21 protein-coding genes and 2 pseudogenes are annotated in these 25201 nt (G+C 71.6%); 4 read left to right on the top strand and 19 right to left on the bottom strand.

Annotation, left to right across the window (positions count from 1 at the left end; genetic code table 11):
- Positions 1–13 precede the first annotated feature (13 nt).
- The 4 genes from AXA68_RS07505 to AXA68_RS07490 are packed head-to-tail and all read right to left on the bottom strand — an operon-like array spanning position 14 to position 4567.
- Positions 14–901: an FAD binding domain-containing protein gene (locus AXA68_RS07505; RefSeq protein WP_066414794.1), complete on the bottom strand. Its 888-nt coding sequence runs from the start codon at positions 899–901 to the stop codon at positions 14–16.
- Complete coding sequence (locus AXA68_RS07500) at positions 901–3396, bottom strand: xanthine dehydrogenase family protein molybdopterin-binding subunit (protein ID WP_066414792.1); 2496 nt, start codon at positions 3394–3396, stop codon at positions 901–903. The genes AXA68_RS07505 and AXA68_RS07500 overlap by 1 nt, the downstream gene beginning before the upstream one ends.
- The gene (locus AXA68_RS07495; protein WP_066414790.1) at positions 3393–3923 is read right to left on the bottom strand and encodes a (2Fe-2S)-binding protein; all 531 of its coding nucleotides are present in this window, start codon (positions 3921–3923) and stop codon (positions 3393–3395) included. Before AXA68_RS07495 ends, AXA68_RS07500 begins: the two co-directional genes overlap by 4 nt.
- On the bottom strand, positions 3920–4567 hold the full coding sequence (locus AXA68_RS07490; protein WP_066414787.1) for a CoxG family protein: 648 nt from the start codon (positions 4565–4567) through the stop codon (positions 3920–3922). The genes AXA68_RS07495 and AXA68_RS07490 overlap by 4 nt, the downstream gene beginning before the upstream one ends.
- A 189-nt stretch (positions 4568–4756) precedes the next feature.
- Between AXA68_RS07490 and AXA68_RS07485 the strand changes: the two genes are divergently transcribed.
- Together AXA68_RS07485 and AXA68_RS07480 are read left to right on the top strand one after the other, a co-directional pair.
- Positions 4757–5947 (top strand): molybdopterin molybdotransferase MoeA, encoded by a 1191-nt coding sequence (locus AXA68_RS07485; protein ID WP_066414786.1) that lies wholly within the window; start codon positions 4757–4759, stop codon positions 5945–5947.
- Entirely contained in the window at positions 5944–6666 is a 723-nt protein-coding gene (locus AXA68_RS07480) for a nucleotidyltransferase family protein (protein WP_232745067.1), read from the top strand. The genes AXA68_RS07485 and AXA68_RS07480 overlap by 4 nt, the downstream gene beginning before the upstream one ends.
- A 36-nt stretch (positions 6667–6702) precedes the next feature.
- Here AXA68_RS07480 and AXA68_RS07475 read toward each other — a convergent pair whose 3' ends face one another.
- Genes AXA68_RS07475 through AXA68_RS07465 form a run of 3 tightly spaced genes read right to left on the bottom strand, consistent with a single transcriptional unit; the run spans position 6703 to position 8704 of the window.
- Positions 6703–7719 carry an aldo/keto reductase gene (locus AXA68_RS07475; RefSeq protein ID WP_066414785.1) on the bottom strand — a complete coding sequence of 339 codons (1017 nt, stop codon included), beginning with the start codon at positions 7717–7719 and terminating at the stop codon, positions 6703–6705.
- A gap of 56 nt (positions 7720–7775) precedes the next feature.
- Positions 7776–8339, bottom strand: coding sequence for a GNAT family N-acetyltransferase (locus tag AXA68_RS07470; RefSeq protein WP_066414784.1), 564 nt, complete (start codon positions 8337–8339; stop codon positions 7776–7778).
- Positions 8336–8704: a universal stress protein gene (locus AXA68_RS07465; RefSeq protein WP_066414783.1), complete on the bottom strand. Its 369-nt coding sequence runs from the start codon at positions 8702–8704 to the stop codon at positions 8336–8338. Before AXA68_RS07465 ends, AXA68_RS07470 begins: the two co-directional genes overlap by 4 nt.
- Positions 8705–8823: 119 nt before the next feature.
- On the opposite strand from AXA68_RS07465, the pseudogene AXA68_RS07460 reads away from it, so the two are divergent.
- Together AXA68_RS07460 and AXA68_RS07455 are read left to right on the top strand one after the other, a co-directional pair.
- Positions 8824–9557, top strand: a pseudogene (locus AXA68_RS07460) (DUF5806 family protein).
- A gap of 6 nt (positions 9558–9563) precedes the next feature.
- Entirely contained in the window at positions 9564–11108 is a 1545-nt protein-coding gene (locus AXA68_RS07455; RefSeq protein ID WP_066414780.1) for an ATP-binding protein, read from the top strand.
- 4 nt (positions 11109–11112) lie between these two features.
- Here AXA68_RS07455 and AXA68_RS07450 read toward each other — a convergent pair whose 3' ends face one another.
- From AXA68_RS07450 to AXA68_RS07395, 12 genes and pseudogenes are all read right to left on the bottom strand, one after another.
- Positions 11113–12831 (bottom strand): aldehyde ferredoxin oxidoreductase family protein, encoded by a 1719-nt coding sequence (locus AXA68_RS07450; protein WP_066414768.1) that lies wholly within the window; start codon positions 12829–12831, stop codon positions 11113–11115.
- Positions 12832–12909: 78 nt separating this feature from the next.
- On the bottom strand, positions 12910–14346 hold the full coding sequence (locus tag AXA68_RS07445; RefSeq protein WP_080505179.1) for a P-loop NTPase: 1437 nt from the start codon (positions 14344–14346) through the stop codon (positions 12910–12912).
- 51 nt (positions 14347–14397) lie between these two features.
- Positions 14398–15234 (bottom strand): HEAT repeat domain-containing protein, encoded by an 837-nt coding sequence (locus tag AXA68_RS07440; protein ID WP_066414762.1) that lies wholly within the window; start codon positions 15232–15234, stop codon positions 14398–14400.
- Entirely contained in the window at positions 15231–16211 is a 981-nt protein-coding gene (locus AXA68_RS07435) for a phosphate ABC transporter permease (RefSeq protein WP_157884792.1), read from the bottom strand. Before AXA68_RS07435 ends, AXA68_RS07440 begins: the two co-directional genes overlap by 4 nt.
- Positions 16208–17050: a molecular chaperone TorD family protein gene (locus AXA68_RS07430; RefSeq protein WP_066414760.1), complete on the bottom strand. Its 843-nt coding sequence runs from the start codon at positions 17048–17050 to the stop codon at positions 16208–16210. The genes AXA68_RS07435 and AXA68_RS07430 overlap by 4 nt, the downstream gene beginning before the upstream one ends.
- The gene (locus AXA68_RS07425) at positions 17047–17940 is read right to left on the bottom strand and encodes an ethylbenzene dehydrogenase-related protein (protein WP_080505178.1); all 894 of its coding nucleotides are present in this window, start codon (positions 17938–17940) and stop codon (positions 17047–17049) included. The genes AXA68_RS07430 and AXA68_RS07425 overlap by 4 nt, the downstream gene beginning before the upstream one ends.
- On the bottom strand, positions 17930–19033 hold the full coding sequence (gene narH / locus AXA68_RS07420) for a nitrate reductase subunit beta (RefSeq protein WP_232745065.1): 1104 nt from the start codon (positions 19031–19033) through the stop codon (positions 17930–17932). The genes AXA68_RS07425 and narH overlap by 11 nt, the downstream gene beginning before the upstream one ends.
- Positions 19030–22017 (bottom strand): nitrate reductase subunit alpha, encoded by a 2988-nt coding sequence (locus tag AXA68_RS07415; RefSeq protein WP_066414758.1) that lies wholly within the window; start codon positions 22015–22017, stop codon positions 19030–19032. Before AXA68_RS07415 ends, narH begins: the two co-directional genes overlap by 4 nt.
- Positions 22010–22210, bottom strand: coding sequence for a hypothetical protein (locus AXA68_RS07410; protein WP_066414753.1), 201 nt, complete (start codon positions 22208–22210; stop codon positions 22010–22012). The genes AXA68_RS07415 and AXA68_RS07410 overlap by 8 nt, the downstream gene beginning before the upstream one ends.
- Positions 22207–23746: pseudogene (locus AXA68_RS17285) on the bottom strand (cytochrome b). Before AXA68_RS17285 ends, AXA68_RS07410 begins: the two are co-directional and overlap by 4 nt.
- Positions 23746–24432 carry a QcrA and Rieske domain-containing protein gene (locus AXA68_RS07400; RefSeq protein WP_066414750.1) on the bottom strand — a complete coding sequence of 229 codons (687 nt, stop codon included), beginning with the start codon at positions 24430–24432 and terminating at the stop codon, positions 23746–23748. Before AXA68_RS07400 ends, AXA68_RS17285 begins: the two are co-directional and overlap by 1 nt.
- A complete protein-coding gene (locus AXA68_RS07395; RefSeq protein WP_066414748.1) occupies positions 24429–25079 on the bottom strand; it encodes a hypothetical protein in 651 nt (216 codons plus the stop codon). The genes AXA68_RS07400 and AXA68_RS07395 overlap by 4 nt, the downstream gene beginning before the upstream one ends.
- Positions 25080–25201: the final 122 nt, after the last annotated feature.

The raw sequence follows: 25201 nt of genomic DNA, 5'->3' as shown, positions 1-25201 counted from the left end.
CGTTCGCGACACATCAGTCCGCCGCGACCGTCGCGTCGGCCTCCCGGAGGTCCCGGAGCGCCCGCTTCGTGTACACGCGGAGCGTCTGCTCGCGGAACTCGGCCGACGCCTGGAGGTCGTCCATCACCATCGCGCTGTCGAGCGTCTCCGGTGCCGCCTCGCCCGCGGCCTCGATCGCCGCCTCGTCGAGGGATTCATCGACGAGCGCCTCCTCCGCGGCGTCGAGCCGGACCCCGTGGTCCATCACGCCGTTCGCCCCGATCCGCGCCGAGGCCACGGTCTCGCCGTCGGTCTCGAGGAGGACCGCGACGCCGACGACCGCGTAGCCGGAGGAGGTCGACGCGCGCTTCGCGTACGTCCCGACCGCGTCGGTCGCCGACGGGATCTCGACGCGCGTCAGGATCTCGTCGGGCCCGAGCGCCGTCGCGTACATCCCGAAGAAGAACTCCTCGGCCGGGACCGACCGCTCGCCGTCCGGCCCCTCGACGACGACCGTCGCGTCGGAGGCGAGCGCCGCGCCGGGCAGGTCCGACGCGGGGTCCGCGTGCGCGAGGTTGCCGCCGACGGTGCCACGGTTGCGCACCTGCTCGTCGCCGACCGCCCCCACGGCCGCGGCGAACGCGGGCGCGTGCTCGTGGGCCGCCTCGGCGTCGAGGAAGTCGCTGTACCGGGTCATCGCGCCGACGACGAGCGCGTCGTCCTCGACGGAGACGCCGTGGAGCCGGTCGATGCCGCCCACGTCGATCAGCACGTCCGGGCTCGAGAGCCCCGTCTTCATCGCCGGCAGCAGGCTGTGGCCCCCGGCGAGCAGCTCCACCTCCTCGCCCGCGTGGTCGCCGAGCAGCTCCAGCGCCTCGTCGACGCTTCCCGCCTCGTGGTAGTCGAACTCGTCGGGGTACATCAGCGATCACCCCCGCGGCCGTCGCCGGTTCCGTCGGTCGGGACGTGATCGCCGTCGGTCGCGGCCGTCCCGCCGTCGTCTCCGGCCGTTCCGCCGTCCGTCGCGGCGCTCCCCTCGACCGCCCGCCAGACGCGCTCCGGCGTGACCGGCATCGCCACGCCGTCGACGCCGAAGGGCGCGAGCGCGTCCGAGACGGCGTTGACGATCGCCTGCGGCGCGGCGATCGTCCCCGCCTCGCCGACGCCCTTCACGCCCAGCGGGTTGTGCGGCGACGGCGTCACCGTCGACGCGGTCTCCATCTCGGGGACGTGTTCGGCCTTCGGGACCGTGTAGTCCTGCATCGAGCCCGTGACGAGGGTGCCGTTGTCGTCGTACTCGGCCGCCTCGTAGATCGCCTGCCCGACGCCCTGGGCGACGCCGCCGTGGATCTGCCCCTCGACGATCTTCGGGTTGATCTGGTTCCCGACGTCGTCGACCGCGACGTACCGCTCGATCTCGAGCTCGCCCGACTCCGGATCCACCTCCACGACTGCGGCGTGGGTCCCGAACGGGAACACGAAGTTGTCGGGGTCGTAGAAGGAGGTCGCCTCGAGGCCCGGCTCCATCCCGTCGGGGATGTCGTGGGCCAGGTACGCCTGCTGGGCGACCTCGGCGATCCCGATCGAGCGGTCCGGCGCGCCCGCGACGTGGAACTCGCCGTCCGCGAACTCGACGTCGTCCGGGTCGGCCTCCAGCCGGTGGGCCGCGACCCGCGTGGCCTTCTCGACCACCTTCCGCGCGCTCTTGACGAGCGAGCTCCCGCCGACCGCGGCCGAGCGGGAGCCGTACGTCCCCATCCCGTGGGGGATCTCGTCGGTGTCGCCCTCGACGATCTCGACGTCGTCGTAGGGGATCCCGAGCTCGTTGGCGACGATCTGCGCGTACGTCGTCGCGTGGCCCTGCCCGTGCCCGGAGGTGCCACAGAACGCCGTGACCGTCCCCGAGGGGTGGAATCGGACGAGACTCGACTCCCAGAGCCCGGCCTGCGCGCCGAGCTGGCCGGCGAGTTCCGAGGGGGCGAGCCCGCACGCCTCGATGTAACAGGAGAAGCCGATCCCGAGGTACCGCCCCTCCTCGCGGGCCGCGCGCTGGCGCTCGCGGAACGCGTCGTAGTCGAGGAGATCGAGCGCCTCGTCCATCGGCTTCCCGTACTCGCCACTGTCGTACACCACCGCGACCTCCGTCTCGTAGGGGAACGCGTCGTCGGGAACGAAGTTCCGCCGCCGGAACTCGACGGGGTCCATCCCCATCTCGCGCGCGCCGAGGTGGACCAGCCGCTCGACGAGGAACGACGCCTCCGGCCGCCCCGCCCCGCGGTAGGCGTCGACCGGCGGCACGTTCGTGAACGCGCCGGTCACGTGCGCGTGGATCGCGGGGACGTCGTACTGGCCGGAGAGGAGCGTCCCGTAGAGGTAGGTGGGCACCGCCGGCGCGAACGTCGACAGGTACGACCCGAGGTTCGCGCGGGTGTCGACCCGCAGTCCCACGATGGTGCCGTCGTCGTCCATCGCGATCTCGGCGTCGGTGTCGTGGCCGCGACCGGGCGCGTCCGTCAGATACGTCTCCGAACGCGTCGCGGTCCACTTGACCGGGCGTTCGAGGTGTTTCGCCAGCCAGGCGACGAGCGCCTCGTCCGCGTAGTGGTGGATCTTGCTCCCGAACCCGCCGCCGACGTCCGGAGCCTTGACGCGGAGCTTGTGTTCTGGGTGGTCGATGACGCCGGACATGAGCAGCCGGTGGAGGTGCGGGTTCTGGCTCGTCATGAACACCTCCAGCTCGTCGCTGCCGGGGTGGTAGTCGGCCACCGCGGCGCGCGGCTCCATCGCGTTCGGGATGAGCAGCTGGTTCTCGAGCTCGATGCTCGCGGTGTGGCTGGCCGACTCGAACGCCTCCGCGGTCTTCGCCTCGTCGCCGATCTCCCAGTCGAACGCGACGTTTCCCGCGGCGTCGTCGTGGAGCCGCGGCGCGTCGTCGGCGAGCGCCTCGTCGGGGTCGGTCACCGCGTCGAGCCGCTCGTAGTCGACGTCGACCGCGCCGGCGGCGTCGTGCGCCTGGTACCGCTCCTCCGCGACGACGACCGCGACGGCGTCGCCCTGGTAGCGGACCCGGTCGCTCGCGAGGATCGGGTGGTCGACCTGGTTCAGGCTGTCGAGCAGCCACCCCACCGGGAGCAGGAACGGCGCCTCGCCGGGCGTGTCCTCGCTCGCGAGGTCCTCGTGGGTGACGACCGTCACGACGCCGTCCATCGCCTCGGCCTCGCTCGTGTCGATCCCCTCGATCCGCGCGTGGCCGTACCGGCTCCGTACCATGGCGGCGTGTGCGGTGTCGGGGAGCCGGACGTCGTCGGTGTACTCCGCGTCGCCGGTGACGAGTGCGGGGTCCTCGCGGCGCTCGATGGCCGACCCGAGGATGTCGGCCGCGCTCACGTCGTCGGGATCCACCGAGTCGACGGTCATTCCCCCTCACCCCCCTCGTCGGGCCACCGCACCTCGCCGCCGTCGGCAACCGCGCCCGTGTTCATCTTCTCGGCCGCGCTCTCGACGGCGTTGACGATGTTCTGGTAGCCGGTACACCGACAGAGGTTCCCCTCCAACCCCTCGCGGATCTCCTCGCGCGAGGGGTCGGGGTTCTCCGAGAGGAAGTCGACCGCGGTCATCATCATCCCCGGCGTACAGTAGCCGCACTGGAGGCCGTGTTCCTCCTGGAACGCCTCCTGGATCGGGTGGAACTCGCCGCCCGTATCGAGCCCCTCGACCGTGTCGACCTCGGCACCGTCGGCCTGGACCGCGAGGACGGTACAGGACTTCACCGCGTCGCCGTCGAGGTGGACGGTACACGCGCCACAGAGGCTGCTCTCACAGCCGATGTTCGTCCCCGTGTAGCCGAGCTCGTCGCGGAGCGCGTGCGCGAGCAGCGTCCGCGACTCCACCGTGAGTTCGTGTTCCGTGCCGTTGACCGTCAGCGTGATGTCGTGTTCCGTCATGAGGAGTTCCCTCCCGAGCGTCCGAGCAGTCGATCGACGATGCCGTCGTCCTCCTCGCCCTCGCTCGCGTCCGCCCCCTCGAGGTCGTCCACGTCGTCGAGCTGTCGCTCGCGGAGCTCGGACTGGACGTCCGAGAAGAACCGCTTGACGAGCCGGTTCGCGACCGGGTTGATGACGCGTTGGCCCATCCCCGCGACCTTCCCGAACACGTCGGCCTCGACCTCCCACTCGACGCCGACGCCGTCGTCGACCTCGGTGAGCGTCATCGCCGAGGACATCTCGAAGGAGCTGTCGCCGGACTGGCCCTCGCCGCTCGCCGCCATGTGCGGCTGTGCGCGCTCGTCGATGGCGACGACCGTCTCGAACGCCGGGTTCACCGGCCCGACGTTCACCTGGACGAGCGCCGCGTAGCGCTCGCCCTCCCGGAAGGCGCGTTCGGCGATGACCGCCGGGTCGGCTGTCGGTTCGCGGTCGAGCGACGCCGCCCGATCGGCCAGCTCGTCGAAGTCGACGTCGTCCTCTTCGACGTGGAGGAGGAACTCACAGCCGGGGAGCGCGTCGGCGATAAGCGCCGGGTCGGAGAGCGCGAGCCACACCTCGTCTATCGTGGTGTCCTCGAGTTCGAAGGTGCCGCCGAACTCCATTCAGGCCACCCCGCGCGTGGATATTCCGTGCATCGTGATAACGAGGCGCTCGAATTATTAAAAGCGTTTTCACTGTTTAAACATGAAGGATCGAACGCAACCGGAGACGGTTTCGGCTCGCCGGCGCCGACTCGACCGCGGGATCCGGCCGACGCCAAGCGTTATCCGATCGTCCGTCCACGCCCACGTATGACACGGGCCGTCACGCGGTCGGCCGCCGTCGAACTGCTCCGCGACCGGACGGCGGCGGTCGTCCCGGAGGGGACCGCAGAGCGCGTCCCGCTCGACTCGATCGCCGGGCGCGTCGCGGCGGAGCCGGTCGCGGCCCCCGCCGACGTCCCGGCCACCGACTTCGCGACGATGGACGGGTTCGCGTTCGCGGCGGGCGACGGCTACCCGCTCGAGGTCGTCGACCGCGCGGGGCCGGCCGACGAGGCGCCGACGGTCGGGCCGGGGGAGGCCGTCCGCGTCGCGACCGGGGCACCGCTCCCGGCGCGCGCCGACGCCGTCCTTCCCCGAGAGGACGCGACGCTCCGCGACGACCGGCTGGCCGGCCCGCCGATCGAGCCGGGGACGAACCGGTACCCAGCCGGGGCGACCGCGAGGGCCGGCGAGCGACTGTTCGCCCCCGGCGACCGCCTCGCCCCGCGACACGCCGCGTTCCTCCGCGACGTGGGGATCGAGCGCGTGCCGGTTCGGCCCCGCCCGAGCGTCGGGATCCTCGCGACGGGCACGGAGATATGCGAGGGCGTCCAGCCGGACCGCGACTCCGAGGCCCTCGCCAACCTCGTCCGGGGATGGGGCGGCGACCCCGCGATCCTGGAGCCGGTCCCCGACGACGGGACGCGGGTGCGCGAGGCGATCCGGTCGGCCGCCGCCGCCCACGACCTCGTGCTCACGTCGGGGGGAACGAGCGTCGGCCGCGGGGACCACGTCGACCGCGCGCTGGCCGACCACGACCGGGCGTTTTCGGCGGTCGACCTCAGGCCCGGCCGGCCGACGACGGCCGCGGTCGTCGACGGGACGCTCGTCTGTGCGCTCCCCGGAAAGCCGCTCGCCGCCCACACCGCCGCGGTCCTCCTCGTCGCGCCGGCGTTCGCGGCGCGCGAGTCGGAGCCGACCGTCCGGGCGACCGCCGCGGTCGACCTCGACCTGCCGGCCGCCGACCTCGAGTACGCGATCCCCGTCGACCTGACGGACGGCCGGGCGGACCCGGCGGGGCAGGGATCCTCGGCAGGAGACCTCTACCGCGGGACGTTCGCCCCGGGACGCGTGGCCTCGAGCACGCGCGTCGCGCGCGCCGACGGGCTGGCGCTGACGACGGAGCCGCTGGTCGCCGGCGAGCCGGTGGCGGTTCGGCCCTACGAGGTGCTCGAATGACGGGAGACCGGACGGCGGCGGATCGGATGACGGAGGATCGGATGACGGAGGATCGGACGGCGACGGATCGAACGACCGACGCGACCGGCCTCCCGACCGTCGACGCCGACGCGATCGACCGCACGAGCGCCGACCGTCCAGCCGTCGCCGGCGTCCTCCTGGCCGCCGGCACGAGCAGTCGGTACGGCGACGCGAACAAACTGCTCGCGGACCTCGACGGGAAGCCGGTGGTCCGCCACGCCGCCGAGACGCTGCTCGCGGCCGGCCTCGACATCGTCGTCGTCCTCGGACACGAGGCGGACCGGGTGCGGTCGGCGCTCGCGGACCTCGACGTGCGGTTCGTCGAGAACCCGACCTACGAGCGGGGACAGTCGACCTCGGTACGGGCCGGCGTCGAGGCGGTCGCGAGGACCGACGCGGACGCGGCCGTCTTCCTGCCGGGCGACATGCCGTCCGTCTCTCCGGAGACGGTCGAGGCCCTGCTCGCGGCTCACGGCGCGGGAGTCGGCGACGCGCTCGCCGCCGCACACGACGGGCGACGGGGGAACCCCGTCCTGTTCGCCCGCCGGCACTTCGACGACCTCCGCGGGGTAGAGGGGGACGTCGGCGGGCGGGCGGTTCTCCTCGGAAGCGACCGGTCGGCGCTCGTCGCCGTCGACGACCCCGGCGTCACCGCGGACGTGGACACGCCGGCGGATCTCGCCGAACTGGACGGCTGAATTCGCCGGATCGCCCTACTTCGACCCGATGTCGGCTCAGTGGCCCCAGCGCCGGCCGTCCTCGTCGTATCTGGCGTCCGTGATCCGGTCGTGTTGGTCCGCCGCCATCGACACCTCGGCGGCCCCGAGGTTCTCCTCCAACTGGTCGACCGTGCGCGCGCCGACGATGGGGACGCAGGTGAACTCTTGTTGGTCCATGAGCCAGCGCAGCGCCACCTGCGCGGGGGTGGCGTCGACCTCGTCGGCGACCGCGCGGACCGCGTCGAGCACCTTCCAGCCGCGCTCGGAGAGGTAGAACCGCTCGAACCGCTCGTCGAAGCTCCCGCGGGAGCCGTCGGGGGCCCGAACCGACTTCGGGTCGTCGGGGTCCGCGCGGGTGTACTTGCCCGTGAGGAAGCCGCCGGCCAGCGGCGAGTACGGACACACCGCGAGGTCTTGGTCGGCCGCGACCGAGAGGTACTCCTCGACGTCCTCGTAGTAGCCCGCGTGAAACAGCGGCTGGGTCACCTCGAAGCGCTCGTAGTCGTTCACGTCGGACTTCCAGAGCGCCTTCGCCAGCTGCCAGGCCGCCATCGTCGACGCGCCGAGGTAGTTCACCCTCCCCGACTCGACGAGCCCGTCGAGCGCCGACAGCGTCTCCTCGATCGGCGTCTCCTCGTCCCACCGGTGGATGTAGTACAGGTCGAGGTAGTCGGTGTCGAGCCGGTCGAGCGTCCCCTCGATCTGGTTGCGGACGTGGGTCCGTGAGAGGCCCGAGCCGTTCGGATGGGAGTCGTCGAAGTCGAAGTACACCTTCGAGGCGAGCACGTACTTCTCGCGGTCACGCTCCGCGAGCCAGTTCCCGACGTACTCCTCGCTCGTCCCGTTCGGGTCGCCGTAGACGTTCGCGGTGTCGATGAAGTTGCCGCCGCGGTCGGCGAAGGCGTCGAGGAGGGCGTGTGCCCGCTCCTCGTCCGTCTCGAGGACGCCACCCGTCCGTCGGCCGAACCGCCACGTGCCGAAACAGAGTTCGGAGACCTTCGTTCCCGTCGACCCCAACCGTCGATAGTCCATGCGAACGGATCGGCGGGCCGGACCAAAAGCGTGGCCTCCCGCGGCGGCGTCCCTTTCTACTCCCCGGCGCCTGACTCCTCGTCCGCCGACTCGTTCAGCCGGAGCGCCATCTCCAGCTCGAAGCTCTCGGCGTTGGAGGTCTCGAAGCCGATCTTCTCGTAGAGCGACACCGCGGCGCGGTTCCACCGCTCGACGGTGAGCCACACCTTCTCGACGCCCTCGGCCTGGCCGTGGCCGAGCAGGCCGCTGATGAGCCGCGTCCCGATCCCGGCCTCCTGGTACGTCTGGTGGACGAAGATCGCGAGCTCGTAGGCGTCGTCGTCGGGGACGAGCGTCGCGTGGCCCGCCACCTCGTCGCCACACCAGGCGACGACGTTGAGACAGTCGTCGGTGAGGATCGCCTCGAGCCACTCGCGGACCCGCTTTTCCCCGCCCGGCGGGATCCCCTGCGCGCGGTCCGACGGGTCGAAGGCGGTGTACATCGACACCAGCGCCTCGTCGGTCTCCTCGGAGCCGTCGTAGGCGCGTATCTCGATCTCGCGGCCCTCGCGGTCGGCGAACGCGATCGGGGGCGGCTCGAACCGGTCGGCGGCCGCATCCGGGTATCGACGGTCGTTCATCTGACCAGCGTGACCGACGTCATGCTGTTCAACAGGACGAACTCGGCGATCGGGCCGATCGTGATCTTCCCCATCGGGCTGGTCTGTCCCCCGCCGAGGACGATCTCGTCGAACCCCTCCCGCTCGGCGATGTCCACGAGCCGGCTCCCCGGATCGCCCTCGACGCGTCGGACCTCCGCGTCGATCCCGGCGTCGTCTATCGCCTCCTCCGCTCGCTTCACTACCTCCTCGACGGCGGCGTCGGAGTCCGGGTTCTCCACGACCGCGACGGTGAGTTCGTCGCCGGCGACGGCCGCGCGGTCGACCGTCCGCTCGAGCGCCCGGAGCGAGTCGTCGCTTCCGCCGATCCCACAGAGCACCTTCATGCCTCCCACCTCGCGCGCCGGTTTCAAAAGGGTTCGCCGTGCGGGACGGCACCGCGTTCGAGACGGCGTCCCGACGCCCACCCACAACCCTTTCATCCGCCGGTCGAGTGTGATGGGACATGACCGATCCTTCCGGCTCCTCCGCCGACGCCCCGACTGACGACGGGGCGACCGATCCGGGCGACCGCGGCGACGGGGACGGGACCTCCGCCGGCTCCGACGACGCCGGAACCGCCCCCGGCGGTGACGAACGAAACGCTGACACCGACGACGCCGACACCGCCGACGCTGAGGACGCCACCGACGCCGACTCCGCCGACGACGTCCCCCCGACGTACGCAAGTACGAGCGGTTCAAGAAGATGGACGGGGCGCGCTACGAGCGCGTTAACGAGTTCCTTCGGGACCGGACGTACGTCACGGCCCGCGAGTGGGCGATCGCGCGGCTCTGTGCGGACTTCCGCACGGAGACCGGCGTCGAGATGACGAAGATCGGCGAGAACCTCCCCGAACTCGTCCCCTTCATGACCGACACGTACACGCCGCAGGCGGTCAACCAGGCGCGCTACTCCTTCGAGGAGAAGGTGACGAAGGCGGGCGCGACGTTCCTCTACGGCGCGATGTCCGGCTTCTTCACCGCGGAGGACTTAGACGAGATGATGTACGAGGTGACCGAGGTCGCGAAGTTCCTCCTGGAGGTCGAAGGCGTCGACCTCGCGGTCGCGGACGAGCTCGACGCCGAGGACCGGATCTCGGAGGTGATGCGCGAGGTCCGGGCCTCCTCGGCGGACCTCCGCGGCGAGGAGGTCCGCTGTCCGGAGTGCGGTCACGTCCACGAGCCCGCGGAGGAGTAAGAGGCCATGGACCGGTTCCCCGAGGCGCTCGACGGACTCCCCGACCCGGTCATCGTCGTCGACACCGACGGCGTCGTCCGCGCCGGCAACGGCCGCGTCGAGGACGTGCTCGGGTACGACCCCGCCGAACTGGAGGGGTCCGACGTCGGATCGCTGCTGTACGACCCGTACGGCGGCGACTCCGGCGACGACCTCGAGCGGTACGTGACCGATCCCGCGCCGCGGTCGATGGCCGCGAGCCTCGAGCTCGTCGCCCGCCGGGCCGACGGGAGCGAGGTCCCCGTGACCGTCAGCCTCGGGCCGTTCGAGCGGGACGGGGAGACGTACCTCGTCGTCACGATGGTCGACGTCAGGGAGAAACGCGAGAAGCAGGCCGAGCTCCACCGCCGGACGCGGACGCTGGAGGCGCTCCACGAGGCGACCCAGGAGCTGCTGAAGACGACCGACCGGGTCGTCGCCGCGGAGGCGGCCGTCGAGTACGTCGAGGACGTGCTCGACCACCCGATCGCGGCGCTCTGGCTGTACGACGAGGAGACGGACGCCCTCGAACCGGTCGCCTGGACCGACGCGGCCGAGGAGGTCGTCGGCGACCACCCGCGGTTCACCGGCGACGACCCGAGCATCTCCTGGGAGGTGTTCGAGTCCGGCGACCCGGAGTACGTCGTCGACACCCACGCGGAGCCGGACCGCTACAACCCCGACTCCCCGATCCGGAGCGAGCTCGTCCTGCCGCTCGGGCGCTACGGCGTCATCGACATCGGCTCCACGCGGCGCGACGCCTTCGACGAGTCGGACCTCGCCGTCGCGCGCCTCTGGGCGGCGACCGTGACCATGGTGTTCGTCCGGATCGAACGCGAACGCCAGCTCCGGGTCCGCGAGGACGAGGTCGCCCGCGAACGCGACCGGCTCGAGGAGTTCGCCGGGCTCGTCTCACACGACCTGCGGAACCCGCTCAACGTCGCGCGCGGGAACCTCGAGTTGATCCGCGACCGGCTCGAAGGAGAGGGCGAGGAGCCCCCGGAGATCGACACCGTCGCCCGGTCGCTCGACCGGATGGACGCGCTCGTGGAGGACATGCTGGCGCTCGCCAGACAGGGCGAGGGGATAGACGAGACGGAGCCGGTGACGCTCTCGGCGCTCGCCGAGGAGTGTTGGGCGAACGTCGACACCGCGGACGCCTCGCTCGTCGTGGGCGAGGACCTGCGCTTTCGGGCGGACCGGAGCCGGCTGCGGCAGGCGATCGAGAACCTGATCGCCAACGCCGTCACCCACGGCGGCGAGGGAGTGACGATCGAGATCGGCGCCCTCGAGGACGGGTCGGGGTTCTACGTCGCCGACGACGGACCGGGGATCCCCGAGGAGTTCCGCGAGGACGCGTTCGCCGCGGGCGTCTCGACCGACCCCGACGGGACCGGCTTCGGGCTGAAGATCGTCGCCGAGGTGGCCGATGCGCACGGGTGGTCCGTCTCGCTCGCCGACGACGCCGAGGGCGCGCGCTTCGAGTTCCGCGGCGTCGACTCGGCGACCGCCGTCGCGGGGCGCGCGGAGTGACCGGTCAGTCGTCGGCCGTGCCCGCGGCCGGGCCGACCACGTCGTCGTACCCCGGAACGGTCCCGTCGTCGTTCCAGCCGCGGATCGCGTAGTACTCGGAGAGCCCCTCGTCGAACCCCTCGATCTGGTCGGCGTACGGGAGCGTGTCGTCGCCGCGGTCGAAGCCGCGGGCGTTGTTGAACGCGCGCTCCATCTCGACGACCCGGCCGCCGGTCGCGATCAGGTCCTCGTAGTCGGCGTCGAGAAGCGCCGCGAGCCGGTCGTCGGTGACGACGCCCCGCGAGAACTTACAGATGACCGCGGAGTCGAGGATGGCGTTCCGGTTCTCCTTCTCGACGATCTTCGGCGGCTTCCCGTCGAGTCCGCTCGGCTCGAAGGCGTCCTCCTTGCTCACGAGCGGGTACTCGTACGGGTAGAACTCGGCGTACATGTGGTCGGCCCCGCGGTTCGCGGTCGCGAACGCGAGCCCCTGGCCGTTGAGCGACCGGCCGTCGTGCGCCGAGAAGGTCATCCCCTTCACCGTCCAGTCATCCGCGCCGAACTCCTCGTGGGCCCGGTGGATCCCCTCCGCGAGCTTGTCGCCGACGCCCTCGCGGTAGGCGATCTGCTCGACCACCGAGCGGACGAGCTCGGCGTTGCCGAACTCGTCCTCGCTCTCGAGGAACATCGAGACCACGTTCCCACAGGAGATGGTGTCCATGCCGAGCTCGTCACACAGCTGGTTCGCCGCCATCACGTCCACCATCTTGTCGACGCCGGCGTTGCTGCCGAACGCCATCACCGTCTCGAACTCGGGGCCCTCCGTCTCGATGCCGCGCTCCTCGTCGCGGGTCGGCAGCTTACACGCGAACGCGCAGTTCGAGCAGGTCCCCTTCTTGTACTTCTTCTCCTCGACGCGGTCGCCGGAGATGCCCTCGACGCCCTCGAAGGACTGCTCGGAGAAGTAGTAGGTGGGAAGCGCCTCCATCTCGTTCGACAGCTCCGTCACGCTCGTCGTCCCCTGCCGTTTCATGATCGAGTCCGAGGTCGCCGCCTCGCGGTGGATCTCCCCGGCGTCAGCGGGCCAGTCGAGCTCGATCTCGGCGTCGGCGTCGCCGTCGAAGCTGAGCGCCTTCACGCCCTTCGCGCCGAGGACGGCCCCGAGCCCGCCGCGTCCGAACGCGCGCGTCTCGGAGGTCATGATCGACGCGAACCGGACCCCGTTCTCGCCGGCCGGGCCGATACACGCCAGGTGTTCCGGCTCCAGGTCGCGTTCCGCCTCGACGTGGTCCGACACCGCCGGCACCTCCGCCTGCTCGAGCTCCGGGACCTCCTCGAACTCGACGGTCGGCGCGCCGTCCTCGTCGGCCTCGCGCACGTGGATCGCGAGCAGGTCGTCGCTCGCGCCGACGATCTCGACGGCGGCGTACCCCGCGCCGGTGAAGTTCCGCGAGAGGAACCCCCCCGCGTTCGAGGAGAACATCCCGTTCGTGAGCGGCGAGACGCTCGTCGCGGCCATGCGTCCCGTGTACGAGGTCGTGGAGTACTGCATCGGCCCCGTCGAGAAGTAGATCCGGTTCTCCGGGCCGAGCGGGTCGGCGTCGAACGGGATCCGCTCGTAGGCGAGGCGGGTGTTGAGCCCTCGTCCTCCGATGAACTCCGAGAGCACGTCGTCGATCGGCTCCGTCGTGACCGTCCTGTCCGTCAGGTCGATCGAGAGGAGTTCCCCCTGTGCGTGTTTCATACGACCCACTACGGCGGCCGGGCGATAAAAGTTCAGGCTCTCGTCTCGCACGGGCTCCCGGGGAGGTTCGGTCCCGGATCAGGGACGCGTCGCCCGGGCGAGCCACGTCTCGGGGTTCTGCCGCTTGACGCGGAAGCTCGGGAGCGCGTCGGCCGCGACCGACTCGAGGAGGAACCCCCGGACCGGCGCGGGGTCGCGGTCGCTGACGATCGTACACTCCTCGCCGGCGTCGAGCGACTCGAACCGCTCGCGGACGCGCTCCTTCCTGATTTCGGGATCGAGGCCGCGCAGGTCGACGGCGTCGGCGGGCGGGTCGACGTCCCAGATCTCCCCGTAGCGCTCCTCGACCGCCGCGGCGAGATCGGCTGCGGCCTCGGGGAGCGCGTCGACCGAGGGCTCCGGCGTCGCCTGTAGCGCCGAGTCGAACGGGATATCGGCCAGTATCGGGAGGTCCAGCGCCTCGATCGGGTCGTCCCCGTCGAAGAGCTCGTGGGCGGTCCCGCACTCGTCGCAGACGAACTCCCCCATGTTCGAGACGACGCCGAGCACGGGCACGTCGTTCTCCTCGAACAGCTCCAGCGCGCGGGCGGTGTCGGAGACGGCGGCGTGGAACGGCGTCGTGACGAGGACGACCCCATCGACCGGCACCTCCTGGAGCGTGGTCAGGGCCACGTCGCCGGTGCCGGGCGGCATGTCGACGACGACCGTGTCGGGGTCGCTCCAGGCCGTGGTTTCGAAGAGGTCCGAGAGCGCGTCGTGCGCCATCGCCCCGCGCCACGCGAGCGGGCCGTCGTCGGAGAGCAGCCCGACGCTCATCACCTCCAAGCCGGCTCCGTCCCCGCCGACGTCGACGGGGACCGGGTTCCCGTCGTCGTCGCTGTACACCGGGCCGCTCGCGTTGACCACCGAGGGGACGTTCGGCCCGTAGATGTCGGCGTCGAAGAGGCCGACCGAGGGGCCGTTCGTGTCGCTCGCGCCGTCGCCGTCCCCGGACCGGTCGGCATCGCCGACCCCGGACCGGTCGGCGTCGCCGCCGGGACCGTCCCCCGAGCTCCCGGCCGCGAGCGCGCACGCCAGCGTCGTCGCGACGGTCGTCTTGCCGACCCCGCCCTTCGTGCTCGCGACCGCGATCACCCGGTCCGCGGTCGACATCCCCGACGCCCGTCCGTCGAGGTCCGGGCTCGGGTCCGCCTGCTCGACGCGGGCGTTCTCGACGCCCGACACGTCGGAGGCGGCGCGCACCATGGCGGCCGACACGCGCTCGGCCGCGTCGGGCGGGAACTCGCGCAGGTCCGCCTCGATCGCGACCGCGCCGTCGTCGACCGAGAGGTCCTCGACGATTCCGGCCTCGAAGACGCTCACGTCCGCGTCGGGGTCGCGGACCCCCCGGAGCGCGGCCTCCACGTCGTCGGTCGCGGGGGCCTCGTCGTCGGTCTCCGGTCCCTCCCGGGCCTCCTGTCGGTTCTCGGGGGTCGATTCGTCCGCCGCCGGGTCGTCGATGGTCGAGTCAGTCATTGGGATCGCCTCGGGTGCTGGAGTCGGTGTGGGGGTCGGTGTGCGGGTGATTCACAGGTCGGGCCGTCGGTTGAGCGTGCTCTCGCCCGGGAGCGCGGCGCTGTCGTCCTCGGTGCCGCCGCTGAACTGTCGCCGGAACTTCCCGGGATCGGCGTCGAGCGCCCGCGCCGCGGTGCTGCGGACGACGCGCGGCTCCGACTCGTCGCCGGCGACCGCTTCGAGCCGCTCCGTCGCGCGCTCGTCGTCGACGCCCGCGAGCAGGTGGACGGCCCACTCCCGGAGCCGCTCGCTGTCGTCGCGGGACGCCTCGAGCAGGACGGGGAGCAGGGCCTCGCCGCGGAGCTTGAACAGCGACACCATCGCGTTCCGGACGACGGCGTGGTGGCCGTCGTCGAGGGCGGCCTCGATGGCCTCGGCGTGGGCGGTCCGGTCGATGCGGTCGAGCGCGACGACGGCCTCGGCGCGGACCCAGGGGTTCTCGTCCGCGAGCGCCTCGGTCGCGGCCGCGCCCGCCCGCTCCCCGCCGAGCTGGCCGAGCGCCTCGACCGCGAACTGGCGCACGTCGGCGTCCTCGTCGGAGAGACCGCGTTCGACGAGCGCGGCGACGACGGCGTCGCTCCGGCGCTCCTCGCCGAGCGCCAGCGCCGCCCGGCGGCGCTCGACCGGATCGCCCTCCGCGAGGGTCGCGACCTTCTCTCCGGCCTCGGTCCCGCGGAGCGGCGCGGTGTCCGTCGCCTGGAGCTCCCGCTGTGACGCCTCGCCGATGGTGACGTCGCGGTCCACCTCGATGTCCTCGAGCCCGTCCGGCTCCTCGCCAAACCCCGGGCTCTCCTCGGGGTGGACGCGGGGATCGGTCGGCCCGTCCGTCGCCTCGTCGGGGTCCCTCATCGACTCACCTCCGGGGCGGCGAGGAGTTCGTCCGGATCGAGAGCGGCGAGCGCGGCCCCGAGACACGCGGCGAGCGCGGCCGACGGCGTCGCCGGGACGCCGGCGGCGAGCAGCGTTCCCGCCCCGAGCGCGAGCGTCCCGTCGCCGTCGTGGACGCCGGCGACGAGCGCCGCGAGGCCGCCCGCCGCGGCGGTCGCGACGAGCAGGTGCGGGCTCCCGACGACGCCGAAGCCGGCGAGCAGCGCGCTCCCAGTCACGTACGGCGCGGCGGCGCTCGCGGCGACGACGCAGAGGAGGCCGGCCGCCCCCGCGGCCAGCGCGACTCGGTCGCCGTCGGCCCGACCGACGAGCAGCGTCACCGAGAGGAGGAAGGCGGCCGATCCGGTCGCCCGAGCGCCGGTCCCGAGCCCCCACGTCGTCGCCGCGAGCGAGACCCCGGCCGCGACCGGGAACGCGAGGGCGAGGGCGCGGCGGCGGAGCTCCGGGTACGTGGTCGGTCGGCCGAGCGCGCCGGCGAAGGCGACGGCGACGCCGCCGGGGACCGCGACCGCGGCCGTGACCGCGGCGGCGTCGGAGACCGTCGCGAGAACGCCGAACACGCCCGAAAAGAGGAGCCCGATCCGAACGACCGGACGGGCGGACGCGAGCGCGAGCGCCGCGAGCGCCGCGCCGGTCACCAACCCGGCGACCGCGTCGGCCGCCGGGACCGTCCGGGCCGGGAGCGCGACGGGGTCGAACGGGACGTTGTACGCGACCCGGAGGGCGGTCGCGACCGCGACGGCGACCGCCGCGATCGCGGGCGCGGCGCGAACCCGGCCGTCGAGCGACGCAGCGGGGGTGCGGCGGCCGGTCGCCGCGTGCCCGATCGACGCGTCCCCGGTCGGTGCGTCCCCGGTCGGTGCGTGTCCGGCCGCCGCCGAGTCCGAACCCTCTGCGGTCTCCGGATCGTCGCGGTCCGCCTCGACGGTCGCGGTCACGCGTCACCACCTCCGTCGGAGCCGGCGGCGGGAGCGTCCTCGTCGCTCCCGTCCCCGCCGTCGCTCCCCGCCCCGCCGCTCCCCGCTCCGACGTCGAGCCGATCCGCGAGATCCGCGACGTCGGCCGCGACGAACGACTCGAGGAACGTCGCGAGCCGACCGTACACGCCGGTTCCGGGCTCGGATTCGAGCGCGTCGCGGAGGCCGTCGGCGAGGACGGAGAGGTGGCGGTCGTGGAAGTCGATGCGCGCGCGGGCGTAGGCGGCGCTCCGATCGGCGGGACCGTCGCCGTCGGCGGTGTCCGCCTCCCCGTCCTCGGCCGCCGCGGCGAGCCGACAGAGGTAGCCCGCGAACTCCAGTTCCAGTCTGAGGTTGTCGTGGTGACGGCGCTCGTCGCCGCCGATCTCACAGCCGAAGTGCTCGTAGGCGCGGGCCAGATCGAGGTTCACGTCGTTCCACGAGGCGTCCGACCGGTAGCTCGACTCGTACAGCGACGCCGGCGGCCCCTGGTTCTCGATCGTCCCGTCCGTCCCGTCGATCACCTCGGAGTAGCCGACGACGAAGAGGTCGTTGTACCGGGCCGCGAGCGTCTCGCGGTCGTCGTCGACGGTCAGGTCCGGGACATCGACGTCGAGGCCCGACCGCTCGACGAGCGTCGAGACTGCCCGATCGATGGAGCCGTCGGCGAAGTCGTCGTGCCGCGCCGGGGCGGGCTCCTCGAACGCGCTCGCGAGGATCCCGTAGATCGCCCCGCGGGCGGCGGCGTCGTCGTCCGCCGCGTCGAGCAGGTCACGCGCGGGCTGGCCGTCTCGATCGGTGGTGGATCCGGACACGGTCACTCACCCCTCGTTCGGCGGACGCCCTCGACGGTCACGAGCGTGGTGAACACGACGGCGACCCCGGCGACCGTCCAGAGGACGATCTCGTAGGGGCTTCCGGTCTCCTCGGTGAACGAGAGGTAGAACCACTCGCTCGCCGCCTTCCGGCCCGACCGCTCGCCGTTCGATCCCTCCCAGACCGCGAACGCGACGTTCGTGTCCGCCTCGGTGGTGAGGTCCGTCACGTTCGAGCGGTCGGCCGGGAGCGGCCGCGAGAACACCACGGTCCACCGGCCGTCCGCGTGCGTCGCCGCCGTCCGCATCGACGACCCGCTCGTCTCGGTCGTGGTCCCCGGACCGCCGGCGAGCAGCGACTCGGACGCGCCGGCACCGTTCCAGTACCAGACGTTCACCGGGTTCTCCGCCGACCCCATCGCGAGCGGCGGGCGCTCCGTCGACGACGCCGGGAGCTGGACCGCCGCGGCGTCGGCGAACTCCCGGATCGCGTCCGTCGAGGTGTTCGCGGTGGGGTCCGCCCACGACAGCCGGAGGTAGAGCCGGGTGTCGGTGCGGACCGCCTCGACGCGGGCGGAGCCGACCGCCGTCTCCGACCCCTGCGGGACCGCCGCGCCAGCGCTGCTCATCGGCACCTCGACCGTCTCCGCCGACTCCCACGCGGAGCCGGTCGGCTCGGCCAGATCGCCCGCCCCGGCCTGCCGGTCGACCGGGATCTCGTAGGCCCCCTGCGCGCCGGCGAGCGCCGGGACCGCGGCGGCCGCGGCAACGAGCGCGAGCGCGAACGCGGCCGCGAGCGCCAGATCGCGGGAGGTGACGCCCGGGTCGGCGGTCTCGTCCGCGTCGCCCCGGGACGTCGGGGTCCCGCCCGCACGTCCGTCGCCGTCACTCCCCATCGTCGAACACCTCCAGCCGGTACTGATCGTCGTTGTTCACGGTCGAGAGGATCTCCATCAGCTCGCTCTCCTGGCCCCGCTCGGCCCGCTCGCGCTCGCGGGTGATCGTGTTGAGCGCCGCCTCCACCTCCGGCCCGAACAGCTCCTCCAGGTAGTTCAGCGGGATGCGGTCCGCGTCCACCGTCTCGCCGTCCTCGCCGGTCTGTGGCGGCGCGTACGGCGGGATGTAGTAGACGTTCGGCTCGGTCCGGTACTCGGGGTGGAGGCGGAGCGCGACCTCGTACTCGTTCACGAGCTTGTGGATCGGGCCGTCCTCGTCGTCGAGGAAGCCGACGTGGCGGAGCTGCGGCGGGCAGTCCTCGGCACAGGAGGGTGGCCGGACCTCGCCTTCGGGCCCCTCGCCCTCGATCCGCGGGTAACAGAAGATACACTTCTCGCTCGTCTTCGTCTGCGCGTTGTAGAACACCTTCTTGTAGGGGCATCCCTCGACGCAGTAGCGGTAGCCGCGACAGCGGTCCTGGTCGACCAGGACGATCCCGTCCTCCTCGCGCTTGTAGATCGCGGAGCGCGGACAGGCCTCGACACAGGAGGGGTGCGTACAGTGGTTACAGATCCTGGGGAGGTAGAAGTAGTAGGAGTTCGGGTACTCGCCGGCCCCCTCGTCCTCGTCCCAGTTCGGCCCCCAGTCGGCGTTCTCCATGGGGCGGAGCGGCTCGTCGCTTCCCTCGTACATGATCGCCTCGTGATTGAACTCCCACGGGCGGCCGTACGCCTCCTCGTCCGGGAGCTCGCCCGGCGTCCGCTGTTGGCCCTCCTCGTCCCAGCCGCCGCCGAGCTCCTCCCAGTCGCGGGGGTAGCCCGCGCCGGGCTTCGTCTCCACGTTGTTCCAGTACATGTACTCGCGCCCGCCCGACTCGGTCCAGTTGGTCTTACAGGCGATCGTACACGTCTGACAGCCGATACACTTGTTCAGGTCCATCACCATCGCGACCTGGTGGTCGACGCCCTCGGCGATCGGGACGTTCCCGTCCTCCGTCTGGGCCGTCCCCTCGCCGTCGCCGACGCGGGGCGTCCCGTCGTCGGTCCTGCTCATCGGTCGTCACCTCCGAGCAGGTCGCTCACGCGTCCGAGCGGCCCGCGGTCGCTCCCGTCGGCGTCGCCCTCGGCGGTCCCGCCGGAACCGACCCCGCCGCTCGCGACCGATTCGGTCCCCTCCTCGACGGGCTCGACCTCGACGCGCACGTCGCTGTTCACGCCGGTCGGGCCCCAGTAGTTCGGGAAGAAGTGGAGGTGCTCGCCCGAGTCCTCCGGGTACTGGACGAGCTGGGTCGGCTTCATGTACATCGGCACGAGCGAGTTGAAGTTGTTGCGGTCGGGGTACTGGAACCGCTCCCAGCTGAAGAAGTGTCTCGCAGTCCCCGGCTCGCCGCTCGGGTAGATCTTCGCCTGTACCTCCACGGAGTCGAGGTCGTTGTACACCCGCACGGTGTCGCCGTCCTCGATGCCTCGCTCCGCGGCGTCGTCGGGGTTGAGGTAGACCGTCGGCTCGCCGCGCTGGAGCCGGAGCATCTTCGTGTCGTCGCGCCACGTCGAGTGGATCGACCACCGGCTGTGCGGCGTGTTGTAGCTGAGCGGGTACTCCGCCTTCTCCTGGAGCACCGGCCCCTCCTTGTGGGTCGGCAGCTCCTCGCCGAGCTCGAGGAACCAGTCGTGATCGATGTAGTACTGCTGGCGGCCGGTGAACGTCGGCCACGGCTCCTTGTCCTGAACGTAGTCCTTCCACGGCGCGTACGCCTCGCCCTCCTCGATGTCCGAGGTCCAGTGGTCGCCCGTCGCGAGGAGCCGCCGGGGCTGCTCGTCGATGTCGCCGAACTCGATCCGCTCGTCGGAGTCGGAGGGGTTCGTCTCCTCGGAGTTCTCCAGAATGAACTCGGCGGCCGCGCGGTCCTCCGCGAGCGCTCCCGCCTCGCCCGTCTCCCAGTCGCGGACGTAGTCGTCGTGGACCGACTGGAGGTCGATCTCCCGGTCGAACTGCCGGTCGTCGACCGGGCCGGCGTCGCGCTCCTCGGCGACCTCCTGGATCTTCTCCGCGAGCGCGCGGAAGATCTCCCAGTCCGTCCTCGACTCGCCGAGCGGCTCGACGGCGGGCGTGAACGGGTGGACGTACGTGTGCATGTCCGTCTCCGAGAGGTCGTGTTTCTCGTAGTGGCTCGCCGTCGGGAGGACGATGTCGCTGTTGAGCGCAGTCGAGTCCATCCGGAAGTTGACGTCGACGACCAGATCGAGCTTGGGCCACAGCTCCTCCTCGACCGCGACGTTCCCCTTGGCCTGGTTGAAGTAGTTGCCGCGCCAGACGAACATGATCCGTGGGTCCGGCCGGGAGCCGTCGTCGCGCTCGCTCGGGTACAGCGGCATCCACCCCTTCTCGATCGACTCGCGGATCCGGGCGGCGGTGTCCGGGTCCGTGTTCTCCATGATGCCGGCGTGGTAGTACGTCCACAGCGTCGTCGGCACGCCGCGCACGCTCCCGGTCGGGAACGACAGGCGCTGCCAGCCGTTGTACGTCCAGATCTTCTCCTGGCCCACGTAGTGGTCGAGCCCGGTCCCCTGTCGACCGAGGTTCCCGGTGAGCGTGACCAACAGTTGGATCGCGCGGTTGCCGAGGTCGTTGTGGTACCAGTCGTTGACCCCCTTTCCGTGGATGATCTTCGCGCGGTCGGCGTCGGCGAACTCGCGAGCGATCCGCCGGTGCGTGGACTCCCCGACGCCGGTGAGGTCGTGTACGCGCTCCGGCGTGTACGCCGACAGCTCCTCGCGGAGGTTCAACCAGACGGAGCGCGTCTCGACCGTCCCGTCGTCGGTGTCGACCGTCCGCTCGACCGCGAGTTCGGGGTCGAAGTCGAGCTCGATGCTCGCGGAGGCGTCGTGTTGGCCGTCGCGCTCGCCGAGCGAGCCGGGGGCCGTCCGGAGCCCGCCGTCGGCGTCCGCCATCACGAACACCTTCTCGGGGCGGTCGGCGTCGACGTCGAGGCCGGGGACCTCGCTCGCGCGCAGGAACTTCCCGGTGTCCTCGCGGACGAGGAGCGGCATGTCCGTCTGCTCTTTGAGGTGTTCCTCGTCGTAGAGCCCCTCGTCGACGATGGTGCGGGCCATCCCGAGCGCGAGCGCGGTGTCGCTGCCGGGCTCCGGGCCGATCCACTCGTCGCAGTGGATCGCCGTCTGGCTGTAGTCGGTGAAGATCCCGACGCGTTTCGCCCCGTCGTAGCCGGCCTCGAGGAAGTACTTCGCGTCAGGGATCCGCGTGACGTTGACGTTCGACCCCCACGCGATGATGTAGTCGGCGTTGTACCAGTCGGCGCTCTCGGCGTTCTCGGTCTGGGTCCCCCACGTGATCGGCTGGCCCGGCGGGAGGTCGGAGTACCAGTCGTAAAACGAGTGGCTGACGCCGCCGAGCAGGTTGACCAGTCGGCTCCCGGAGGCGAACGAGACGGGGCTCATCGCGGGGATCGGGGTGAAGCCGCTTATCGCGTCGTACTCCTCGTCTTCGACCGCGTCGACCACCTCCTCCGCGATCTCCGTGAGCGCCTCGTCCCACGAGACACGCTCCCACTTCCCCTCGCCGCGCTCGCCGGTCCGGCGGAGCGGGTGGGTGACGCGGTGTTCGGCGTTCACGTAGTCCGTGAAACACGCGCCCTTCTGACAGCCGCGCGGGTTCGGGTCCGGCAGCGACTCGTCGAACCGGGGATAGTCGCCGGCCTGCTCCTCGCGCCACACCTGCCCGTTGCGGGTGTACACCTGCCACGAGCAGCTCCCCGTACAGTTCACGCTGTGGGTGGAGCGGGCCTTCCCGTCCCAGTCCCACTCCTCGCGGTAGAGGTCCTCCCAGTCCCGGTAGGGGTAGTCGCCGATCGGGTCGTCGACGACCTCCAGGGCGTTCATCTCCGTGAGGTCCTGTGCGCTCCCGAGGCCGGTCGCCCCCACGGCGGCGGCCGCCCCGACCCCCTTCAGGAAGTCGCGGCGGGCGGCGGCGACGTCGTTTCGAGTCCGTTCGTCCGTGGTGTCCGTCGTGTCAGTCATGTTTGTCGATGAGTACGGTCGCGAGGCCGAGCGCGACGCCGACGACCGCGAGCGCGATCCCCGTCGGCGTGCCGCCCCCCGCGTCGAGGCCGGCGGCGATCAGCCCGACGCCGGTCAGTTTCGTCAGCCGATCCGCCCACCGGTACCGCCGCGGCGACAGCGAGAGTCCGACGGCGGGATCCGAGTCGGTCATCGGTTCTCCGCCTCCGTCGGTCCGGTCTCGTCGTCGGGATCCGTCTCCGCTTTCGTCTCCTCGGCCTCCGTCCCGCCGGAGCCGCCGAACCCGCCGAGGACCCCGTACGTGATCGTCCCGGCGGCGGCGGGGACGAGGATCAGCGCCGCGGTCAGGTACGGGCGCAGGACGGCGGTCGACGTCCCGAGGATCTCCGCGAGGATCACGTCCATCCCGGCGATGGAGGCGACCATCACGAGGGTGACGCCGACGATGCCGACCGCCGTCGGGAACGGCCGATCGAGGGGGTTCCGCGTGAAGTGTTCCGGCTCCTCGGCGCGGTCGACGAACGGCCAGACCGCGACGGCGAGAAACACGAGTCCCGGGAGCAACACCCCGCCCACGAACTCGGAGCTGACGTGGATCCCGAGCACGTCGACGCTCATCCAGGAGGGGGTGAGCTTCAGGAAGCCGTACCCCCACATCAGGAACCAGTCCGGCATGATGAGCGAGGGCGTCGACGCCGGGTCGTTCGGCCCGTAGGCGGCGATGTTGTGGACGGGGAGCAGTCCGGCGAGAAGCGAGAGCACGGCCATGGTGAGGAAGAACACCGCCGCGCTCACCGCGGTCTGGTTCGGGAAGGCGGGGAGCCCGATCACGACGTCGTCGTCGTCGCGGTCGATCACGGTCCGCCCCCCGTCCGCCGCGCCGGACGGGTCGCCCGCGGGGTCGTCGCTCCGCCCCATCTCGTCGCCCCTCACCGCCTCGTCTCTCCCTACCGCCTCATCTCCCCCACCCCCCGTCGCCGCCCGCCGACGCCGGCGGGACGTCGCCGTCGCGGGGACTCTCGGTGTGTTTCTGTCGGAGGAGGATCGCCATGTGGACGGCGATGAGCCCGGCGATCGCGGCCGGGATGAGGAAGACGTGGAGGAAGAACAGCCGGGGGATCGTCGCGCTCGTCGGGAACTGGCCGCCGAAGACGATGCTCGCGACCGGGTCGCCGACGATCGGGATCGAGGCAGCGACGTTGTAGCCGATCCCGACGGCCGTGCTCGCGAACTCGTCGTACGGCAGCGAGTACCCGGTGTAGGCGGCGAACATCGCCAGCCCGGCGAGCCCCGTCCCGACGAGCCAGTTCGGCTCGCGCGGGTTGCGGTACGCGCCCGTGAAGAACACGCGGAGCATGTGGAGCGCGATGGCGGCGACGAAGAGGTGCGCCGCCCAGTGGTGCATGCGCCGGAGGAACATCCCGAAGGGAACGTCGTAGGTGATGTTGAGGACGCTCTTGTACGCCGCCGGGAGGTCCCGGCCCTGATACCGGACGACGCTGCCCGCGTACTCGACGGAGGCCGTGCTCGGCTCGTAGAAGAACGCGAGGAAGGTGCCCGTCGACACGAGGACGACGAAACAGAACAGCGCCACCTCGCCGAGCAGGAAGGAGTCCTCCGCCGGGAACGCCTTCCCGAGGAAGTCGCTCGCGTCCTCCAGGTCAAGCCGCGAGTCGACCCACTCGTAGGCGTCCCGCGCGCGCTCCGCCGCGGCGTCGGTCCGGGACATCACTCGCCCCCCGCGCCGACCGGTCCCTGGAAGTCGCCGGTCGCGACGAGATACCCCTCGCTCGACACCGTGATCGGGAGCTGCGGGAGCGACCGCGGCGGCGGCCCGCCGACGACTCGCGCCCCGCTCGTCGGGTCGAAACGGCCGGAGTGACACGGGCAGACCAACACGTCGCCGTCGCGGTCGGCGACCATACAGCCGGCGTGGGTACACACCTTCGAGAAGGCGGCGTAGCCGCCGACGACGTACTCGTCGCGCACCTCGCTCGCGTACGCCGACTCCTCGAACCGGACCAGGAGCGTCGGCGCGTCCTCGATCCCCGGGCGCGGCTCCGGGAAGACGGTGAGCTGTTCGCCCGGGGCGAGCCGGTCCTCGGCGATCCGCTCTCCCGCCCCGTCGACGAGCGGCACCCCGTCGGTGTACACCGGCCCCTCGTACTTGCGGTCGAAGACGCGCGTCAGTCCCGCGACGGGTGCCGCGAGGCTGCCGACCGCGGTGAGCCCGCCGACCGTGGCGAGCACCTTCGCGTAGTCGCGCCGCTCCAGTTCGGCGCGCGCGTTCCGCCAAAACGCCCCGTAGATGCTCGCGTCGACGGTCGGGCCGTCGCCGTCGGGACAGGCGTCACACCGGTCCCGGCTCCCGGCGTCCCCGCCGTCGGCGTCGGGCGCGGGCGCGTCCCCGCTCATCGGTGGTCCCTCCGTTCGGCGACCTCGACGTGTGGCATGAACCAGGCGTAGTAGGAGACCGTCGAGCCGAGGAGCGACATGAACAGCCCGAACGTGTAGAGCCCGAAGTACTGGGTGCGCGCGAGCGTCAGGTACTCGGCGGTGAAGAGCGCCGCGAAGACGATGGCAAGGACGGTGAGCCCCCCCATCGCCACGAGCCCCTCGATGGCGTCGCTGGCCTCCTTGTACTCGACTATCCACCGGTCGTCGGTCTCCAGCCACGGGAAGGTCGGGCCGGCCGACCGTCCGGGAGGAGTCCGAAGCTCCCCTCCGTCGGTGGCCGTCGAGTCGGCCCTCCCGGAGCCCGGTTCGTCGGACCCTGGTTCGGCGGAATCCGGCTCGTCGGGACGCGCCGCCCGGTTCATGAAGCGGTGGAAGAAGGCCACCGCGCCGAGAAGCGCCAGAAGCGCGATCCAGACGATGACGCCGACCTGGCTCGGCGACAGCTTGGTCGGCGCGTCGACGACTCCCTCCAGCGGTTGCATCTCGCTGACGCTCTGGTCGATCCTGATCTCCTCGGAGGACGGCTCCCCGTGTGAGCCGACGTACCAGGTCGGGAGCAACACGGCGAGCACGACGAGGAGCACGACGGTCGTTCGTCGGTCCATTGTGTGGTGTGTGAGTGGGTTCTCGTCTCGGCGGGTCGGGCGGGGTCCCGGCGACCCCGACTCGCGTTCTCTCGCGACGGTGCCTTCGCGGTCGCCGCGCCCGGGACGCCCGCGCGCCTCGA

This window comes from Halorubrum aethiopicum (assembly GCF_001542905.1).
Lineage (GTDB): Archaea > Halobacteriota > Halobacteria > Halobacteriales > Haloferacaceae > Halorubrum > Halorubrum aethiopicum.
This window is presented reverse-complemented; position numbering and strand designations above follow the sequence as displayed.

Excerpts from the sequence above, each read along its gene's own strand:
- AXA68_RS07470 (WP_066414784.1), bottom strand. The coding sequence starts at position 8,339 with ATGAACGACCGTCGATACCCGGATGCGGCCGCCGACCGGTTCGAGCCG.
- AXA68_RS07455 (WP_066414780.1), top strand. The coding sequence starts at position 9,564 with ATGGACCGGTTCCCCGAGGCGCTCGACGGACTCCCCGACCCGGTCATC.
- narH (WP_232745065.1), bottom strand. The coding sequence starts at position 19,033 with ATGAGCAGGACCGACGACGGGACGCCCCGCGTCGGCGACGGCGAGGGG.
- AXA68_RS07450 (WP_066414768.1), bottom strand. The coding sequence starts at position 12,831 with ATGAAACACGCACAGGGGGAACTCCTCTCGATCGACCTGACGGACAGG.
- AXA68_RS07440 (WP_066414762.1), bottom strand. The coding sequence starts at position 15,234 with ATGAGGGACCCCGACGAGGCGACGGACGGGCCGACCGATCCCCGCGTC.
- AXA68_RS07415 (WP_066414758.1), bottom strand. The coding sequence starts at position 22,017 with ATGACTGACACGACGGACACCACGGACGAACGGACTCGAAACGACGTC.
- AXA68_RS07480 (WP_232745067.1), top strand. The coding sequence starts at position 5,944 with ATGACGGGAGACCGGACGGCGGCGGATCGGATGACGGAGGATCGGATG.
- AXA68_RS07445 (WP_080505179.1), bottom strand. The coding sequence starts at position 14,346 with ATGACTGACTCGACCATCGACGACCCGGCGGCGGACGAATCGACCCCC.
- AXA68_RS07395 (WP_066414748.1), bottom strand. The coding sequence starts at position 25,079 with ATGGACCGACGAACGACCGTCGTGCTCCTCGTCGTGCTCGCCGTGTTG.
- AXA68_RS07410 (WP_066414753.1), bottom strand. The coding sequence starts at position 22,210 with ATGACCGACTCGGATCCCGCCGTCGGACTCTCGCTGTCGCCGCGGCGG.
- AXA68_RS07505 (WP_066414794.1), bottom strand. The coding sequence starts at position 901 with ATGTACCCCGACGAGTTCGACTACCACGAGGCGGGAAGCGTCGACGAG.
- AXA68_RS07425 (WP_080505178.1), bottom strand. The coding sequence starts at position 17,940 with ATGGGGAGTGACGGCGACGGACGTGCGGGCGGGACCCCGACGTCCCGG.
- AXA68_RS07500 (WP_066414792.1), bottom strand. The coding sequence starts at position 3,396 with ATGACCGTCGACTCGGTGGATCCCGACGACGTGAGCGCGGCCGACATC.
- AXA68_RS07490 (WP_066414787.1), bottom strand. The coding sequence starts at position 4,567 with ATGGAGTTCGGCGGCACCTTCGAACTCGAGGACACCACGATAGACGAG.
- AXA68_RS07475 (WP_066414785.1), bottom strand. The coding sequence starts at position 7,719 with ATGGACTATCGACGGTTGGGGTCGACGGGAACGAAGGTCTCCGAACTC.
- AXA68_RS07495 (WP_066414790.1), bottom strand. The coding sequence starts at position 3,923 with ATGACGGAACACGACATCACGCTGACGGTCAACGGCACGGAACACGAA.
- AXA68_RS07465 (WP_066414783.1), bottom strand. The coding sequence starts at position 8,704 with ATGAAGGTGCTCTGTGGGATCGGCGGAAGCGACGACTCGCTCCGGGCG.
- AXA68_RS07485 (WP_066414786.1), top strand. The coding sequence starts at position 4,757 with ATGACACGGGCCGTCACGCGGTCGGCCGCCGTCGAACTGCTCCGCGAC.
- AXA68_RS07400 (WP_066414750.1), bottom strand. The coding sequence starts at position 24,432 with ATGAGCGGGGACGCGCCCGCGCCCGACGCCGACGGCGGGGACGCCGGG.